The organism is Herbidospora cretacea, from assembly GCF_001570605.1.
GTDB lineage: Bacteria > Actinomycetota > Actinomycetes > Streptosporangiales > Streptosporangiaceae > Herbidospora > Herbidospora cretacea.
In genome coordinates, this window is record NZ_BBXG01000007.1 from 358,416 (window position 1) to 374,768 (window position 16,353).

Here is a 16,353-nt window from a genome sequence, read left to right on the forward strand (position 1 = left end):
CGCAAAACTTCCTAGGGTGGGCGTCGGTGTCGATGTCCACCCTTTTGCTTCTGGTCGTGAACTCCACCTCGCGGGCCTGTTCTGGCCCGGCGAGACCGGCCTGGCCGGCCACTCCGACGGCGACGCGGCGGCCCACGCCTGCTGCGACGCGCTGTTGTCGGCCGCCGGGTTAGGAGACCTGGGAAAGGTCTTCGGCACCTCGGACCCCCGCTGGTCGGGGGCTTCCGGGGTGACGTTGCTGACGGAGACGGCCCGGCTGGTGCGTGAGGCCGGGTACGAGATCGGCAACGTGGCCGTGCAGATCATCGGAAACCGGCCCAAGCTGTCACCTCGGCGTGCCGAGGCGGAGAAGGCGCTGGGGGCCGCCGTGGGCGCCGACGTGAGCGTCAGCGCCACCACCACCGACGGGCTGGGGCTGACGGGGCGCGGCGAGGGGATCGCGGCGATCGCCAACGCGCTGATCGCGGCGCGGGGCGCCGCGACGTCGTCGCGGGCATGAGGCGGCGGCGGCGAGGAGCGCCGGGGCTGGGCTGCGACCGACTGCGGCGGTCGGGGTCAGGGTGGGCGGAGCCGTAACGGATCATGTGCTTCTGACGCCCTGACCACAACGGACCCGTCCGTGTGCGCGGGCGGATAACGGGTTTGGTGCGTTCCAAAGGGGATGGCAACCGGATGGCGGGATCTGGCGTCTCATATGCGGTTGGGGCGGCGATCCCGTAACCAGGCGCGGTGCGTGGATCGCCGTCCCTTTTTGGGTACTTCATCCCCTAGAGGTGCAGATGTCACCTCGTCGGGGGGAATGTCATGATCGCTTCGATCCTTGGCGCCATCATCATCGGTGTGGTGATTGGGGCGCTGGCGCGCCTCATTCTGCCGGGGCGGCAGAACATCAGCATCGGGATGACGATCCTGGTCGGCATCGTCGCCGCGCTGATCGGGTCGCTCATCGCGGCACTGTTCGGGTTCGCCAACACGCGCGGCTTCGACTGGTGGGAGCACATCCTCCAGCTCGTGCTGGCCGTCATCGGCGTCGCCTTCGTGGCGGGCCGGGGGATCACCGCAGGCCGGGGGCGTGGACACGGCGGGGCCACAGGCCGGCCCGGCCACAGTGGAATCTAAAAAATTCCGGCGTAGGGCATATTTTGCCGGTAGAGGGTATTCGACCGCTTGAGCGTGAAGGTGTCACCCTCAAGGGGAGGTCGAATAATGACCATTCAGACCATTCTCGGCGCGATCGTGATCGGCGCCATCATCGGTGTGCTGGGTCGTCTGGTGCTGCCCGGCCGTCAGCCGATCGGTTGGGTCCTGACCATCGTCGTCGGCATCGTCGCCGCCCTCATCGGCACGGCCATCGCCCAGGCGATGGGCGTCGCGACGACGGACGGGATCGACTGGATCGAACTGGTCATGCAGGTCGTCCTGGCCGTCATCGGAGTCGGCGCCGTCGCCGCACTGCGAGGCCGGACCAGGGTCTGACCTACTGACAGAGGGTTGATGCCCGGCGGCCGACGGCCGCCGGGCACCGGCCTTTCCACGGCCTTTCAGCCGCCACGGCGGCGGACCGGGCCGGTCATCGCCTCACCTGCAGGCCCGCTCGGCTCCCGGAGGAGACTCGGCGGGTCTTTTTCATGCCTATGGACGATGGGGCGTAGGTCGAGGTGCGCATCCTTGGCCATGAGGCCCGTGGCAGGGTGCGCGTTCGCCATGAGATTTGGCTGGGCCAAAGGCTGCGGGAGGGGTGGCCGTTCCGCGTAGCCAGTTGCGGGCCCAGGTACCGCTCTGGGGCCATGACGGCGTGTAGTGATGCGTGCCTCACACCGGACCCACCCCCGCGAACGCGGTGATCTCCATCGTGTCCGTGAACTTCGGTCGTGACACGTGGCAGGGGTGCATGCGATGGGCCCCCAGCTCCTTGAGCGGGACCCATTTGGCCCTGACGGCCATGGAGAAGGCCGACCGACGCCTTCTGGGAGTTCAAGCCGCGGAGAGGCTCAGAACCTGCCTGTGGGGCGGTGGTGGCGTACAGGCGAATCTATGGTCAGGAGTCGCTGGGGGGCGTCGGGGTGCTGCGGAGGTGGCCCGAAGGGGGTGCGGGGACGTCGTCCTCGTAGGGCTCGCGCCAGGCGGCGGCTTCGATCTCCTCCGGGTCGGCCGCTTCGGGGCCGTGTTCGGGGTCGGGGTTGGCCGGGAGGCTGCGCATCGGCTGGGTGTCGACCTCGGACTCGTCACGCCGGCTCAGCTTCTCGGCGGCCTGGGCGGCGGCTTCGCCGTACTTCTTGTCGGTCTCGTCGTCGGGTTCCGGGAGCGGGTGGACGAGCACGTCGCCGACGTTCGGCTTGATCAGGTCGCCCCAGCGGGCCGGGCGTGGCGGCGGGGCGGGGGTGAGCGGGGGCGCCAGTTCCGGCGGGGCGACGGTTTCGGTCACCGGGCTCACGGGGGTCGGCGGGGTGTAGTCGGGCGGCGCGGTCACATGGGCGCTGCGGGTGAAGGGGACCACGTCGTCGTCGGGGTCGTCGTCGAGGTCGGCGCTCTTGGTGTGGGCGTACCGGATGATCAGCAGTAACAGCCACAGGCCCACGACCAGCATGATCCAGGGCACCAGGGCCACCACGACGGCGGCGGGGCGGGCCGGGATGACCGCGCCGGCGGCGCGCGCGACGTCGGCGGTCGCCGCGCCGATCAGTAACAGGATCAGGATCAGGGCGGCCTGCAGCCGGATCAGCAGCGGGCCCGAGCGCACCAGCGGGACCGCGAGCAGGGCCACCACCAGCAGGGCGTCGAACCCGGCCGGATAGAGGTAGGCGAACTCGGGGTCGGCCTGGCCGACGAGCGCGAGCGCCCGCAGGTCGTCGAAGGAGAGCACGCAGGCGGCCCCGGCGAGCACCGCGAGCGCGAGCCCCGCGAGGCCCACGGCCACGCGGCTCAGCAGGCGGGATCCGGAGGGAGACGGACGGGAGGCGGGGCCTGCCGTCGCGGGGGGATTCGCGTCCATGGCGTGTCGAGCCTAGCGACTCGGGTGCCCCCGGCCGTTTTATGACACGTACGAAATGGCATGATCGCTCCTATGGGAGAGCAGACCTTGCCGGACGGTGCACGTTCCTTGTTCGAGGGCCCGAATTTCGCCACCGTCTCCAGTGTCAACCCCGACGGCAGCCCGCAGGCGTCGGTCGTGTGGGTGCGGACGGACGGGGACGCCATTCTCTTCTCGACCGTCAAGGGCCGCCGCAAACACCGCAACATGGAACGCGACCCGCGTGTCTCGATCCTCGTCGTGGATCCGGCAGATCCCTACGTGTACGCCGAGGTCCGGGGCGTGGTGACCCTTTTCGACGACCCCCACGGCGACCTGATCCAGGAGCTTTCCCACAAATACACCGGTGGGCCGTTCGTGGAGGGGAGCCCCGACAACGAACGCGTCATCGTGCGTATCGCTCCCGAGAAGGTGTATCTCCGAGGCTGATGCTCACGGTTTCTTAACTCGGCCTGTGCTGGCCGGGAAGGCGTTAGCCTTGCCTTTGTGAGCCTGAGACTCTATGACACCAGCACCCGAACGGTCCGTGAATTCGCCCCGGTTGAGCCCGGCCGGGTCACGATGTACCTGTGTGGTGCGACCGTCCAGGCTCCGCCCCACATCGGCCACATCCGCTCCGGCGTCAACTTCGACGTGCTGCGCCGCTGGCTGCTCCATTCGGGGTACGACGTCACGTTCTGCCGCAACGTGACCGACCTCGACGACAAGATCATCCGGGTCGCCGCGAGCGAGGGTGTGCCGTGGTTCGTGGTCGCCGAGCGCAACCAGCGGGCCTTCACGTGGGCCTACGACCAGCTTGGCTGCCTCCCGCCCACGGTCGAGCCGCGGGCGATGGGCCACGTGCCCGAGATGATCGAGCTGATGCACCGCCTGATCGACAAGGGCCACGCCTACGCCTCGGCCGGCGACGTCTATTTCGACGTGGTCTCCTACGCCGACCGCTACGGCAAGCTGTCGAACCAGAAGCTCGAGAACATGCGGGCCGCCGGCGACACCGACACCGACTCCCTCAAGCGCGACCCGCGCGACTTCGCGCTGTGGAAGGGCGCCAAGGAGGGCGAGCCGACCTGGCCGACGCCGTGGGGCCGCGGCCGTCCCGGCTGGCACCTCGAGTGCTCCGCCATGGCGACCAAATACCTGGGCGGCACCTTCGACATCCACGGCGGCGGCGTCGACCTGATCTTCCCCCACCACGAGAACGAGATCGCCCAGTCGCAGGCGGCAGGCGACGGCTTCGCCCGCTTCTGGCTGCACAACGGGATGCTCCAGCTCGGCGGGACCAAGATGAGCAAGTCCCTCGGGAACTCGCTCTTGATCCCCGAGATGCTCACCAAGGTGCGCGCCGTCGAACTGCGCTACTACCTGGTCGCCGCCCACTACGGCTCGGCGATCGACTACTCCGAAGAGGCCCTGCAGGAGTCGGCGGCCGGATACCGGCGGCTGGAGGGCTTCGTCGCCCGCGCGGCCGAGGTCATCCATGACGTCGACGCCGCCGCGCCGCTGCCCCAGGCCTTCGTCGACGCGCTCAACGACGACCTGAACGTCTCGCAGGCCCTGGCGGTCATCCACGAAGTGGTGCGCGAGGGCAACGTCGCCCTGTCCCAGGGCAACAAGGAGGCCGTGGCCCGCCTGCTCGCCGAGACGCAGACCATGCTCGGGGTGCTGGGTCTCGACCCCCGGTCGCCGCAGTGGCGCTCGTCCGGGGAGTCGGGGCTGCACGAAGTGGTCGACGCCCTGGTCGCGGTCGCTCTGGAGCAGCGTCAGGCCGCACGGGCGCGGAAGGACTATGCCGCTGCCGACGCGATCCGCGAGCAGCTGGCCGCCGCCGGGGTCGTCGTGGAGGACACCCCCCAGGGGCCTCGGTGGGAACTGGCTCGCTGATCTGACGGATAGGCTTGAGGGTTATGGCAGCGGGACGGAAAAGGCAAGGCCCTACTCGGGGTACCGGGGGCAAGGTTCGGCGCTCTCTCGAGGGCAAGGGGCCGACGCCCAAGGCCGAGGATCGGCACTGGTACAAGGACAAGGCACGGGCCGAGCGGATCTCTCGCGAGGAGCGGGGGGGTCCTTCCTCCGGGCCTCGGCGGGCACCGGTGCGGGCTCGGAAGAGTGAGGACGCGCCTGAGTACATCGGGGGGCGTAACCCTGTTGTCGAGGCGCTGCGCGCCGGGGTGCCTGCTTCTGCCCTGTACGTCGCGGCGCGGATCGAGAACGACGACCGGGTCCGCGAAGCGATCAAGATCGCTGCGGGGAACGGGATCGCGCTGCTGGAGGTCGACCGGGGGAAGCTCGACCGGTTGACCGAGGGCGGGGTTCATCAGGGTGTGGCCCTGCAGATTCCCGCCTACGAGTACGCGCATCCGCTGGATCTCGTCAACGACGCCCGGGATGCGGCCGAGGTGCCGTTGATCGTGGCGCTCGACAGCGTTACCGATCCGCGGAACCTTGGGGCTATCGCGCGGTCGGCGGCTGCGTTTGGGGCTCACGGGTTGCTGCTGCCTGGTCGGCGGTCTGCTGGGGTTACCGCCGGAGCCTGGAAGACTTCTGCGGGGACGCTGGCTTCGCTGCCTGTGGCTCGGGGGACCAACCTCACGCAGGCGCTTCAGCTTTACCGGGACGAGGGGCTGTTCATCGTGGGGCTCGATGGGGAGTCTCAGGTGAACATCGGGGACATGACGTTGGCTGCCGAGCCGCTCGTCGTCGTCGTGGGGTCTGAGGGGAAGGGGCTGTCTCGGTTGGTGCGGGAGGCCTGTGACCAGGTGGTTCGGATTCCGATGGGGGCTGCGGCCGAGTCGCTCAATGCCGGCGTTGCTGCTGGGATCGCGCTGTACGAGGTGAGTCGCCTGCGGCGGGGGTAGGTGTGTACTAGACTAGGTCTCGCCTGACGCCGCCTTAGCTCAATCGGCAGAGCATCTGTCTTGTAAACAGAAGGTCTGGGGTTCGATTCCCCAAGGCGGCTCTCCACCGGCCTCTCGTTATTCGAGGGGCCGACATTAATTGTGGCCTCCCTCCCGCAAGAAGCTTGAGTCCCACTCTTTGCCAAGTTTCGATGGAACGTTCCAATTGGGGGAAACTAAATATGGGTATCCGTCCCATAAGGGCCGGCCCAGGTATGGGCTGAACCGCCGCTTTGGGGCCTATATTGCTGTGTCGGCAAACTATTTCATATCGTGCCTAAAGTGTTAGAAACATGACACAAGAGTGCGAAATTTTAAGGCAGGGCAGCCCCCGTGGTTCCCGGGTCTCTGCCTTGCGTCGCAGCACTGGTGCGTTGAGGTAGACGGGCGCCGTGGGCCGAAAGTCGAAAGGTGGTCCGCGGGTGAAGCGGCGGCAGTCGCTGATGGGGTTCTGGGTAGGTCTCACCAGCACAACGGTCGTAGCGCGGACGTTGGCTCTGACGTATCCACTCCTTGCGTTCGACCATTCCACGTCGCCAATGGCTGTCGGTTGGGCGAGTTTCATGCTTGCCTTGCCTGGTTTGCTGTTTTATCTGCCTTTCGGGGCCATGATCGACAGGATTGACCCTTCTCGACTTATGAGGATGGTCGAAGTCGTTCGTGGGCTTACCCTGCTGATTGTCGGCTGCCTGCTTGCTTGTGGCTATATGTCCCTTCCGGTCATTCTTGTCGGCGCATTTGTCGAAGGGGCCATGTGGACCGCGTACTCTCTCGCCGAAGCAGCGCTCATCCCGATGGTGAGAGGCGATCGGCTGACCGCTTTCGTCGCCTCCAGCGAGCGCAGCATCCAAGTGGGGTCCCTGATCGCCAGGCCGGTCGCGGGATTCTTCTACGGCCTGAACCAGATCACGCCGTTTCTGGTCGCGCCATGGCTGCTCCTGATCTCGGCGGTCACCGTTCCCCCGGCGCGGGTACAGCGATGGACCTCCCGGACCGCGCGTGATCCTTTGTGGGCGTCCATCAGGAAAGGGCTGCGGGAACTGGCCCGGCACCGTTTCCTGATGATCGCCGTCATCCTGACGAGCACGACCAATCTGATGATCAACGCGCTGATCGTCGTCTTCATCGCCGGGTACGCACCCATATTCGGCGCCGCCGACATCGGGCTCTACCTCATGTGGGGCAGCATCGGGGGAACCATGGGCACCGTTCTGGCCAGGGCGATTCGCCCGGAGGCCTGGGTGCTCTACGTCCAACTGGCTGTGGCGGCCATCGCGATGCTCGCCATCGCCCTGCACCCGAGTCCGGAGTCCTTCGCGCTGGGGCTGCTGCTCACGGGATGGGGCACCGCCACCAACATCGCCATGCGCAGTTACGAGGGTGTCTACGTCAGGCGTGGCTCCCGGGCCCGGGTGGCGAGTGTCTCACGCCTTCTGGGGCACGCCGCGGTCACGGTCGCCGCTCCGCTCGGCGGCGTGCTGGTGACGAGCTGCGGCGTCGATGACGCGGCCAAGCTGTTGGCGTGGGGGTTCGCGATGGTGGCCGGGACACTGCTGGCCTGGAGGGTCACGCTGTGGTGGCGTGTCCACGGCGGCTCCTCCGGTGTCGTCTCCCATGTCAGAAGCCGCATGGTCTCAGTGGCCGACTTCGGTGAGTCGCCCGGCCACTCCCTGAAGAGGACCTGGAAGCGGTGGCGCTTTGGCGGTTATCGCGGAATCGGCGAGTCGGGCGGCCGCTGCCCCATCTCCGGCCTGCATCTCGACCAGAGCCGCGTAGAGAAGGGCTGGACCGTGTTCGGCCGTGGTCGCGCGGACGGCGGTGATCTCCTCGCGCGCTTTGTCGATGTCGCCGGACAGGGCCAAGGCGTAGGCGTAGGCGGCCCTGACCTGTGGCTCGCGTATCGGCCGGATCCTGGCGAAGTCGCGCAATGCGTCGTCCGGCCGGCCCAGCGAGAGGAGGATCTCGGCGCGGGCGCGGAGGGCGGGCCAGGAGTTGGCGTCCTCGTCGAGGACACGGTCGAGCGTCTCGCGTGCGGAATGCGCGTGGCCGCCGTACCAGTAGGTCCAGGCCAGCTCGATGGGAATCCCGGGGTCGTCGGGGACCCGCTCGATGGCGGACCTCAGGTCCTGGATCGCCCGCCGGGTCTCACCGAGGGCGCGCCGCGCCCGGCCGATGGCGGCCAGGAGGCGTCCCACGGTCTCCTTCCGGCCGTGGGTCTCGAAGAGTCCGGCCGCCTCCTGAAGATGATCGATCGCTGTGCGGTACTGCCCTTCGTCGAAGGCCACATCGCCCAGGAACGACTCGATCTCGGCTTTCAGCCGGGAGGAGTCGGTCCGGTCGAGCGCGTCCCTGGCGTCACGGCGGGCACGGGCGAAGTCGCCCTCCCGACGGGCGTGCTGAGCGGAGTGCAGGAGCTGCTGGGGGGTCCGGAGGTCGACGGCGAGGATGTCCTCGACGTCTGCACGGATGAGGCGGACGAGGCTTTCGTGTGAGAGTTCGTACCAGCCGGAGACGTCGGGACGTGGGCTGAGAATGTGGTGGTCGACCAGAGCGGCGACCACGTCGTTCGGCAGCCCGGCGGTCAGGGTCTCGCCCCGGTAGACGGGGGCTTTGGCGGAGTCGACGACGAAGTTGGCGCGGAGCCACGCGCGCAGCCGGGCCGTGTCGCCGTCGAGGTGATCTCGGGCGACTTCGGCGATCGTCTGGTGGACGTATCGCTCCAGGGACTCGCGCACGTTGGCGTAGCGGATGACGTGTTCGGTGGTGATGCGGGTGATGTCCGGGGGCAGTGCCTTCCACAGGGCGGTGCAGACGACCTGGAGCTGCACCGGATCGATTCCCTTCGACTCCGGCTGGGCCTCCCGGCCCCCGTTCAGGTCGTCGACCAGATGCTGGGCGGCCGCGTCGTCGAAGGAGTGGCCGGTGCCGGTCAAGGGGCCCACGACGGCCTGAGTGGCGGCGAGCGGTTCGAGGGCGCCCAACGTGAAGCGGCCGCGGGTCATGACGTCCTGGAGGCGGTCGCTCCGCAGGATCGCGTCCGCCTGGTCGTCTCTGATCGAGATCAGCACGCGCAGGTCCAGGTCCATGTGGAGGGCGTCGACGAGCTGGTCGACGAACCACTCGTGGTAAGGCGCGCGGCGGTTGTTCCCCAGGAAGAGCTCCTCCGCCTGGTCGATCGCCGCCAGGCGGAGCACCGGATCGCCGTAGGGATCCTGCCGCAGCGGTCGGCGGCCGAAGAACCGCTTCAAAGTGAGGCCGGCCAGCAGCGACGGGCTCTCTCCGGGCGACCACGAGGACAGCAGCGCGTAAGTGTGCGGGTTGTGCTCGGGCAGCGCCGCAGAGGGCACCGTCGAGGTGTACGAGACTCTTCCCACCGGCAGGATGTCGTTCTGCGAAGGGTCCAGCAGGGGCATGACGCCCGCATTGATCAAGGAGGTCTTGCCCACGCCCGACGGGCCGTACAGGACCGTGATCTGGTTCGATCGCCACAGGTCGCAGACCTCGTGGGCCTCGCGTTCCCGGCCGAAGAACTTGCCGCTGTCCTGGCGGAGGAAGGCGCGCGGGCCGACGTAGGGTTCGAGAGTCGGAACTGGCCCGGTCACGACATGGCTCCCATCCGATCACGCAATTCGGTGCAGAAGTCCTCGATGCCGCCCCAGTAGACCGTGATCTGCCATTCGCGGTAATACCAGGACAGTTGACGCTCCAGGTCTTCGACCGTCCAGCCCGAGGCGTCGCCGGGGGCGAGTTGCACGCTCACATGGCGGCGCCTGCTGAGGGCGGGGATCGACCGGCCGAGTTCCGCGAACATGGCCCGGGTCGTCCAGTCCTGAAGGCTGTATCCGATGAAGAGCAGCGGGCGGGTGGTCAGCGCCGCCAGGATCGACGGGGGGAACATGCGGTTGCCGCCGATCTTGCGTTCGATGGCGAGATTGCGCAGGAACATCATGTAGTCGTCCTCGGCCAGCACGAACGTGGCCGGATCGCGCATCGCGCCGTGCAGATGGTAGACGAGCGGGGTCGACGGACTCGGGTTCCAGCCTTCCGCGTCCTTGAACAGCGGGTCGGGGACGATGGCCTCGTTCCAGGGGCAGATGGCAGCTCTGGCCGCCTTCCTGCGGGTTGCCAGCGCCTGGACGATGAAGTCGTCGTAGTTGGTGGTCAGGTAGACCGGCAGGGGGAAATCGGCCAGCACCGCATGGGGCTCGTTGTGGTCGCCGAAGTCGGGGGTCCGGTCGCCTTTGGTCAGCTCGTCGCGGACCAGATATTTGACGTGGCTGAGGTCGCCGTAATCGAAGCTGGCGTATTGGGCGACTCGGGGGAGTTCGCTCGTCTCGGGGCCGGGATAGTCACACTTGGCCGCGAGCATCGTGCTGAGCTGGCGACCTGACGGGAGGACGCTCATCGAGGCGCCGGCGCCTACGAACGGGGTGCAGTGGCCGGTCCTCAATTGGTAAATGAGCCGCTCCCAATCTTTTTCGCTCATTCCGCCCATGCACGGCTCCACCTCTTCGGCCCGATATCCGGTTCCGACTGTAGAGGCAGTCCTGCCGAGATGACCGGTGTCGTTTTTTCGGTTTCTCGGGCAGGTGGCCGGGAGGGCGCGGATCATCATTGGCTCACGACCCTCCCGCCGTTTCGATCAGATGAAGTTCTGGAACCCCGAACTCGTCGTGGCAGGCTGTTCGACGAAGGGTTCCAGCAGTCCACGCAGGGTCGTGTAAGGAACCTCGTCGATCGAGTTCAGGAGTGGTTCGCCGGAAACCCGTTCAGCATCGATCATGAATCCTCGCCTTCAGCGGCAGCCGATAAGAGAATTACGGTTGGCCGCCCTTCACGGCCTGGGCGCCATTGACGAACGTTGCTGTTTAGATGAGTTTTGAACAGGGTGTGGCAAGAAGCAAGCCATCTCTTCATCGAAGCAGCCGGAGGTCCGATGGGCACCGAATCCTCCTCGCTCGCCGCGCATTCCCTGGGAGACAAACAACCGGAGATCTTCGAGCGGGTTCCGCCCAGAAACGGCAGCTTCACAGGGCGGGAGAGCCTGCTGCACCAGCTACGTGAGGGCACCCGGTCGGTGACCGCCGTCATCCCGCTTCCTCAGGCGCTGCAGGGTTACGGCGGCGTCGGCAAGACCCACCTGGCGATCGAGTACGCCCATCGCTATCGCTCTCACTATGACCTGGTCTGGTGGATTCCCGCGGACCAGTACTATCTGGTCCCTTCGGCGCTGGCCGCGTTGGCGCCCTATCTCCAATTGACTCCCGCCTCCGTCGTAGGTGTGGAGGAGGCGGCGGAGTCCGTGCGGGAGGCGCTGGAGAACGGGGCGCCGTACAACAACTGGCTGTTGATTTTCGACAATGCGGAAGACTCCCGCATCGAGAGGTTCATTCCGCGCGGCCCGGGCCATGTGATCATCACGTCCCGCAACCCGAATTGGGACGACCAATTCCGGTCTCTCCAGGTCGACGTGTTCACCCGGGACGAGAGCATCGAGTTCCTGACGAAAAGGCTGGGCGCGCGGATCACCAAAGACGAGGCGTTCCGGCTGGCCGACAAATTGGGCGATCTGCCGCTCGCCCTCGAACAGGTGGGTGCGTTGCAGCGGCGCGGCACGATGACGGTCGACGACTACATCGAACTGCTCGACAAACAGACGGCCCGGCTGCTGGGCGCGGAAAGAGCCAGGGATTATCCGCTGACGATGACGGCCGCCTGGCGGGTCTCGGTGTCGCTGCTGGAAGAACGGCTGGAGATCGCGCTCAATCTGCTGCGCTGTTGCGCCTTCTTCGGGCCCGACCCCATTCCGCTCGACGTCTTCCGGCGGGGCAACAAGGCCAACGCTCCGAGTCTGGAGAAACTGCTGGCCGACCCCATCATGTTCGACAAGTCCGTGAAAGAGCTCAGCCGATACGCCCTCATCCGGAGCGACCCGGACAACCGCACCATCCAGGTGCACCGGCTGATCCAAGCCCTGCTGCGGGACGACCTCGACGAGGTCCGTCAGGACCGGCAGCGTGAGGAGGTGCACCGCCTGCTGGCCGGCAGCGCGCCGCAACTCCCGGACGACAACTCCAAGTGGCCGGACTTCGCCGACCTGGTCCCTCACGTCCGTCCGTCACGACTTCTCGAATCAAGTGAGCCCAGCGTCCGCGAGTTCGCTCTCAACGTCGTGCGTTATCTCTACTCATCAGGGAACTACCGGTCGGCGCTGGAACTGGTCACCGCCTCCATCAAGGAGTGGGGCCGAACGCGGGAGAACCATCCCGACGTGCTCCGGGCCCGTCGGCATCAGGGGAACACTCTGCGCCGCATGGGCGAGTACGCCCAGGTGTACGACCTCGACCGCACCACCCTGGCGAACGTGATCGCCGAATTCGGCCCGGAACACGAGGAGACGCTGATCGCCAGGAACGGCCTCGGCGGCAGCATGCGGGCTCGGGGTGAGTTCCGGGAGGCGCTGGAACTCGACGAGGAGTCGGTCAGTCAGCATGAGCGGCTGCTCGGCGACGACAACGTCCTCACCCTGCGGGCGAAGAACAGCCTGGCCCTCGACTACGGCCTGAACAGCCAGTACGAACGGGCCAGGCGGCTGCACACCGAGGTCTATCTGGCCCAGAGCGAGGCGATCAACCCGGCCAGCTCCGAGATCGTGCTGCTCTCGCGCAACAGCATGGCCAGGGCCGTCCGGCTCACGAGCGGTTTCGAGGAGGCTTGTGACACCGGTGAGGACGCACTGGCGTTCGGCGTTCTGAAACTGGGCCGCGACCACTGGGCCACGCTGATGACCGCCAAGGACCTGTCGATCGCCCAGCGGCGGGCGGGCGCCCTTGAACAGGCCATCTCCATCGCCAGAGACACCCACGCCCGGCTGGCCCGGCTGTTCGGCCCCCGTCACCCCGACACGATCGCGGCGGCCGTGAACGTCTCCAACGCCCTGCGGGTCCGTGGCGATCTCGCCGAGGCGTACGAACTGGCGGAGGAGATGACCCGGGCCTACCCTGCGGTCTTCGGCGAGGATCATCCGTTCACGCTCGCCTGCCGGACCAACCTGGCGATCCTGCACCGCCTGCTCGGCGATCCCCGGAAGGCCCGGGAGATCAACGAGGCCGCCCGTGAGGGGCTGACCGCCCGGCTGGGCCCGGAACACCACTACGTGTCGTCGTGCACGGTGAACATGGCCAGCGACCTGGCCGCCCTGGGCGAATCCGAGCAGGCCAGGGCGCTGGGCGAGCGCACACTCGAAGACCTCACGGAGCGGTTCGGGCGCGACCACTTCCTGACCCTGTCGTGCGCGGCCAACCTGGTTCTCGACCGGGTCGAGACCGACGCGCCCGACGCGGACAAGCTGAGAGCCGAGGTGACGGACCTCTATCAGGAACGGTTCGAGCAGGGCCAGCCCGACGCGGTGACCGCCGCGTCGAGCATCAGGATCGACTGCGACTTCGACCCGCTACCGATCTGAGGCTCCGTGCCGGGCCTCCCAGGCGGCCCGGTGGTCTGCCGCCGCCTGCCGGGCGGCGGCCAGGGCCTCCTCGTCGAGGGGTTCGGCCAGTACCGTTCCCAGCCGGGTGCGCATGCCTTCGACGAAACTCATTCCCGCGTCGTTCAGAAGGCGTTCGTCCTCCAGGGTGTCCAGGACGGCCTGGACCCCCTCCCGCCACCGGGCGAGCTCGATGCGGCCCCGGAGACCCTCGTACCGATGCTGGCGCTGCCAGAACTCGGTCACGCCCAGATAGGCGTAGGCGCCCTGGAGCAGGCCGTGGGCCGGGCGGGGGTCGGGGCGCCAGGGGGCGTAGTAGGTCTCGGTCCTCTCGTAGCGGATCAGCGGGACCAGGTGCATGAGGGCGTCGAGTTTGGCGTGCTGGATTTCGTGCGCGAACGTCTCGGCGAGCCAGACCGGTGAGCCGGTGGGCGCGGACATGGCGATCGTGCCGAACGTCTCCCGGGCCGAGGCGCTGCTCACGCCCTCCGCCGGCGCGGTCATCGGAGTGAGAGCCCGTACGATCGCGACGATCTCCTCGGTGACGCCCAGGTGGTTCGCCCGCAGGACGTGCCAGGCCTCGGGGAGCAGGGAACGCCAGGTCGCCAGCGCGCCGGGGCCGACCCGGGAGGTGACGCGGCCGGACTCGGGCCAGCGGTAGGGATCGAGGTCGTCCAGCACGACGGAGAAACCGTCGCCCACGGCGATTCGGCGCAGCGCCTCCCAGCCCGGTGCGTCGGCCGTCGGATCCACTTCGGCGCTCCAGTCCCGGGCCCGGAGAGAACGGCCCGCGACCTCGATGTCCTCCGAGGTGCCGCCGGGGCTCAGCCGCCCGAGACCGGGCAGCATCAAGCCGCCGTCATCGTCGAGCAGCACTCTCACCTCGCAGGTCGCGCCCGAGGCGACGGCCGCCGCCACGGTGATCGCGCCGAGCCGGGCGGGGCGTTCCCCTCCGCGTCCACGGAGAGAACGGAAGGTCCGCCAGGCCCACGCGCCGACGGTGGGATGCCGGGTGATCCGGTTCACCGCGGCCGGGGCTGCGGCCTCCAGTTCCAGCAGGACCGTGTAGGCCTTCTTGGCCAGGGCGGCATCCGGATGGTCCGACGCCTTGGATTCCTCGACCACGCCCTTCAGCAGGCCGAGCCGGCGGCGGACCTGGAGGCCGTTGAGCTCCTCGGCCGCCTCCGCGTTGGCGGGTTCCTCGGCCAGCGCGCGGAAGGTCTTGCCGGAGACCGTCTTCATACACGTCCCTCCAGTCGGGCGGTGTCACGAGCGTGCCGTTCCCTGATGTACGAGATCAGCCGGTACAGGTCGGGGCAGTACACCGAAGGACCGAGGAAACCGGTGGCCGGGCGGAACCGGTGGGCGTAGAGGCCGCCGCCGCAGGTGTTGACCAGATCGCACCGGCGGCATTCCGGGCCGAGCGCCCGTACGCCGAGTTGCCTGGCCGCGATGGCCGGATGGCCGAGGGCGTCGTCGAAGGCGGCGGTCAGCACGTGCAGGCCGGTGGCGGAAGCGCCCTCGAAAGCGGATTTGAGGATGTCCGACTGCTCAATGGCGCCGTTCGTCTCGACCACGACCATTGACGCCGGCGACAGCCCCACGGATTCGCTCCGCGAGTCGCCTCCCGAAAGCAGCCGAATGATCTCGTGGAAGAGCCGGATCTCGGTACGGAACCTCGGCGTCTCCCGCCACTCGTCGAAAATACGGATGAGCCAATCGGCATAAGGTGTCGCGGTGGAATCGGCGTCGCGCCAGGGCGGTGGCGCTGCCCAGTTGCCGTGCGGGAGCAGGAAATCGACACTCGGCGGATCGAATTCCAGCAATGCGCGATAGGTGGCTATGGGATCGTTGCGCAGGTCGATCGTGCACAGAAGCCCGGCGAACAAATGGTGAAACGGCCCTTCGAGCAGTCTCAGCGCCCGGCTGACCCGTTCGTGACTGCCCCGGCCGTTGGCGAAGACCCGGGTGCGGTCGTGGGCCACGGCGTCGCCGTCGAGACTCACCCCGACGCGTATCTCCAGGTCGTGGAAGAGTTTGAGGTAGGTCTCGTCGAGCCGGACCGCGTTGGTCTGCATGCTCACCCGGACCCGGGTGCCCACCTCGGAGCACGCGCCGCGAATGGTCCGCACGATGTGCTCGAGCGATTCCGGCCCGGCCAGAAGCGGTTCCCCGCCGTGCAGGATGACGTCGATATCGGGCAGCCGATGGGTCCGCGCGTGTTCCGCGATGCGGAAAGCGGTGCTCGCCACGACGGCCGGTGACATTTGACGCGGCTGGGTTCGCCAGCTCTGGTCGGCCATTTCATACACGTAGCAGCCGGGGCAGGCGAGATCACATCGGCTGTGCACCTTGAGGATGAACTGCCGAAAGGCGGACGGGCGCCATCCCGAGGCCAGCAATTCCGCGACGTCGAGGTTTGCCGGAAACACGTTTTCGGGCGGCGGGATTGTGGGTTCTTGGTTGTTCGACAACCGGGACACCCTTCTTTGCGCCAACCCCATTTCGCCCTATTTTCAACTGATAGTCAATATTCGCTTCTTTCGGTGACGGAGACGGTCTGAGCTGCCAGGCCGCCCGCTAGGCCACCGGGGTGATCTGGAAGACCGCCGCCCGCCACGTCCCCGCGTCGTTCCGGACCAGCGTCGTCGTCGCGTAGACGGTCATCGTCCCGCGTGCGGAGTCGATCTCCACGCGGGACGAATGAACCACGCTGGAGTCGGTGAGGGTCACGACCCGGTGCTCCGACTGGTCCGTCCGCGTGTACGGGTTCTCGTTCTCCGCGAAGGTCCGCAATATCGCGGCACGATCCGTCTCCACCCCCCAAGGCGAGATCGCCACCGGATCGTCGGTCAGATACGAGTCGTAGAAGGCGGCGTCCCCGTCCCGGTTGGCCTTCCAGGCACGCTCGCTGAGTTCGATGAAGAAGTCCATGTCACATCCTC

At 67.5% G+C, this 16,353-nt stretch carries 15 protein-coding genes, 1 tRNA gene and 1 pseudogene; 9 read left to right on the forward strand and 8 right to left on the reverse strand.

Annotated features, from left to right (window positions below):
- Nucleotides 1-16: 16 nt before the first annotated feature.
- The 3 genes from ispF to AW270_RS16250 all read left to right on the forward strand — a co-directional run bounded on the left by ispF (nucleotide 17) and on the right by AW270_RS16250 (nucleotide 1,476).
- On the forward strand, nucleotides 17-499 hold the full coding sequence (gene ispF / locus AW270_RS16240; RefSeq protein ID WP_061295171.1) for a 2-C-methyl-D-erythritol 2,4-cyclodiphosphate synthase: 483 nt from the start codon (nucleotides 17-19) through the stop codon (nucleotides 497-499).
- 305 nt (nucleotides 500-804) lie between these two features.
- On the forward strand, nucleotides 805-1,119 hold the full coding sequence (locus AW270_RS16245) for a GlsB/YeaQ/YmgE family stress response membrane protein (protein WP_061295172.1): 315 nt from the start codon (nucleotides 805-807) through the stop codon (nucleotides 1,117-1,119).
- 87 nt (nucleotides 1,120-1,206) lie between these two features.
- The gene (locus AW270_RS16250; protein WP_061295173.1) at nucleotides 1,207-1,476 is read left to right on the forward strand and encodes a GlsB/YeaQ/YmgE family stress response membrane protein; all 270 of its coding nucleotides are present in this window, start codon (nucleotides 1,207-1,209) and stop codon (nucleotides 1,474-1,476) included.
- Between the two features lie 562 nt (nucleotides 1,477-2,038).
- On the opposite strand, the gene AW270_RS16255 is transcribed toward AW270_RS16250, so the two are convergent.
- A complete protein-coding gene (locus AW270_RS16255; protein WP_082801590.1) occupies nucleotides 2,039-2,992 on the reverse strand; it encodes a DUF2637 domain-containing protein in 954 nt (317 codons plus the stop codon).
- Between the two features lie 72 nt (nucleotides 2,993-3,064).
- On the opposite strand from AW270_RS16255, the gene AW270_RS16260 reads away from it, so the two are divergent.
- The 5 genes and pseudogenes from AW270_RS16260 to AW270_RS42140 all read left to right on the forward strand — a co-directional run.
- A complete protein-coding gene (locus AW270_RS16260) occupies nucleotides 3,065-3,460 on the forward strand; it encodes a PPOX class F420-dependent oxidoreductase (RefSeq protein ID WP_061295175.1) in 396 nt (131 codons plus the stop codon).
- Nucleotides 3,461-3,517: 57 nt separating this feature from the next.
- Nucleotides 3,518-4,912 (forward strand): cysteine--tRNA ligase, encoded by a 1,395-nt coding sequence (gene cysS, locus AW270_RS16265; RefSeq protein WP_061295176.1) that lies wholly within the window; start codon nucleotides 3,518-3,520, stop codon nucleotides 4,910-4,912.
- A gap of 23 nt (nucleotides 4,913-4,935) precedes the next feature.
- Complete coding sequence (rlmB, locus tag AW270_RS16270) at nucleotides 4,936-5,886, forward strand: 23S rRNA (guanosine(2251)-2'-O)-methyltransferase RlmB (RefSeq protein WP_061295177.1); 951 nt, start codon at nucleotides 4,936-4,938, stop codon at nucleotides 5,884-5,886.
- A 28-nt stretch (nucleotides 5,887-5,914) separates the two neighbouring features.
- Nucleotides 5,915-5,987 (forward strand) — tRNA-Thr (locus tag AW270_RS16275).
- 381 nt (nucleotides 5,988-6,368) lie between these two features.
- A pseudogene (locus AW270_RS42140) lies at nucleotides 6,369-7,079 on the forward strand (MFS transporter); the annotation flags it as partial.
- Nucleotides 7,080-7,309: 230 nt separating this feature from the next.
- Here the strand turns inward: AW270_RS42140 and AW270_RS38795 are convergent.
- The 4 genes from AW270_RS38795 to AW270_RS38800 all read right to left on the reverse strand — a co-directional run bounded on the left by AW270_RS38795 (nucleotide 7,310) and on the right by AW270_RS38800 (nucleotide 10,708).
- Nucleotides 7,310-7,555: a hypothetical protein gene (locus AW270_RS38795; RefSeq protein ID WP_157522085.1), complete on the reverse strand. Its 246-nt coding sequence runs from the start codon at nucleotides 7,553-7,555 to the stop codon at nucleotides 7,310-7,312.
- A gap of 4 nt (nucleotides 7,556-7,559) precedes the next feature.
- Nucleotides 7,560-9,527, reverse strand: coding sequence for a tetratricopeptide repeat protein (locus tag AW270_RS16285; protein ID WP_061295179.1), 1,968 nt, complete (start codon nucleotides 9,525-9,527; stop codon nucleotides 7,560-7,562).
- Nucleotides 9,524-10,330 (reverse strand): SIR2 family NAD-dependent protein deacylase, encoded by an 807-nt coding sequence (locus AW270_RS16290; protein WP_169807325.1) that lies wholly within the window; start codon nucleotides 10,328-10,330, stop codon nucleotides 9,524-9,526. Before AW270_RS16290 ends, AW270_RS16285 begins: the two co-directional genes overlap by 4 nt.
- Before the next feature lie 237 nt (nucleotides 10,331-10,567).
- A complete protein-coding gene (locus AW270_RS38800) occupies nucleotides 10,568-10,708 on the reverse strand; it encodes a hypothetical protein (protein WP_157522088.1) in 141 nt (46 codons plus the stop codon).
- 153 nt (nucleotides 10,709-10,861) lie between these two features.
- On the opposite strand from AW270_RS38800, the gene fxsT reads away from it, so the two are divergent.
- Entirely contained in the window at nucleotides 10,862-13,390 is a 2,529-nt protein-coding gene (gene fxsT, locus AW270_RS16295; protein WP_061295181.1) for an FxSxx-COOH system tetratricopeptide repeat protein, read from the forward strand.
- Here fxsT and AW270_RS16300 read toward each other — a convergent pair.
- From AW270_RS16300 to AW270_RS16310, 3 genes are all read right to left on the reverse strand, one after another.
- On the reverse strand, nucleotides 13,379-14,650 hold the full coding sequence (locus tag AW270_RS16300; RefSeq protein ID WP_061295182.1) for an HEXXH motif domain-containing protein: 1,272 nt from the start codon (nucleotides 14,648-14,650) through the stop codon (nucleotides 13,379-13,381). The genes fxsT and AW270_RS16300 overlap by 12 nt on opposite strands.
- Nucleotides 14,647-15,891: an FxsB family cyclophane-forming radical SAM/SPASM peptide maturase gene (locus tag AW270_RS16305; RefSeq protein ID WP_439649057.1), complete on the reverse strand. Its 1,245-nt coding sequence runs from the start codon at nucleotides 15,889-15,891 to the stop codon at nucleotides 14,647-14,649. The genes AW270_RS16300 and AW270_RS16305 overlap by 4 nt, the downstream gene beginning before the upstream one ends.
- A 97-nt stretch (nucleotides 15,892-15,988) precedes the next feature.
- Nucleotides 15,989-16,342: a nuclear transport factor 2 family protein gene (locus tag AW270_RS16310; RefSeq protein WP_061295183.1), complete on the reverse strand. Its 354-nt coding sequence runs from the start codon at nucleotides 16,340-16,342 to the stop codon at nucleotides 15,989-15,991.
- Nucleotides 16,343-16,353: the final 11 nt, after the last annotated feature.

What these genes read in the sequence shown, in the direction of transcription:
- AW270_RS16245 (WP_061295172.1), top strand. Translation starts at nt 805, where the DNA reads ATGATCGCTTCGATCCTTGGCGCCATCATCATCGGTGTGGTGATTGGG.
- AW270_RS16250 (WP_061295173.1), top strand. Translation starts at nt 1,207, where the DNA reads ATGACCATTCAGACCATTCTCGGCGCGATCGTGATCGGCGCCATCATC.
- AW270_RS16255 (WP_082801590.1), bottom strand. Translation starts at nt 2,992, where the DNA reads ATGGACGCGAATCCCCCCGCGACGGCAGGCCCCGCCTCCCGTCCGTCT.
- AW270_RS16260 (WP_061295175.1), top strand. Translation starts at nt 3,065, where the DNA reads ATGGGAGAGCAGACCTTGCCGGACGGTGCACGTTCCTTGTTCGAGGGC.
- rlmB (WP_061295177.1), top strand. Translation starts at nt 4,936, where the DNA reads ATGGCAGCGGGACGGAAAAGGCAAGGCCCTACTCGGGGTACCGGGGGC.
- AW270_RS38795 (WP_157522085.1), bottom strand. Translation starts at nt 7,555, where the DNA reads ATGCGGCTTCTGACATGGGAGACGACACCGGAGGAGCCGCCGTGGACA.
- AW270_RS16290 (WP_169807325.1), bottom strand. Translation starts at nt 10,330, where the DNA reads ATGAGCGTCCTCCCGTCAGGTCGCCAGCTCAGCACGATGCTCGCGGCC.
- AW270_RS38800 (WP_157522088.1), bottom strand. Translation starts at nt 10,708, where the DNA reads ATGATCGATGCTGAACGGGTTTCCGGCGAACCACTCCTGAACTCGATC.
- fxsT (WP_061295181.1), top strand. Translation starts at nt 10,862, where the DNA reads ATGGGCACCGAATCCTCCTCGCTCGCCGCGCATTCCCTGGGAGACAAA.
- AW270_RS16300 (WP_061295182.1), bottom strand. Translation starts at nt 14,650, where the DNA reads ATGAAGACGGTCTCCGGCAAGACCTTCCGCGCGCTGGCCGAGGAACCC.
- AW270_RS16310 (WP_061295183.1), bottom strand. Translation starts at nt 16,342, where the DNA reads ATGGACTTCTTCATCGAACTCAGCGAGCGTGCCTGGAAGGCCAACCGG.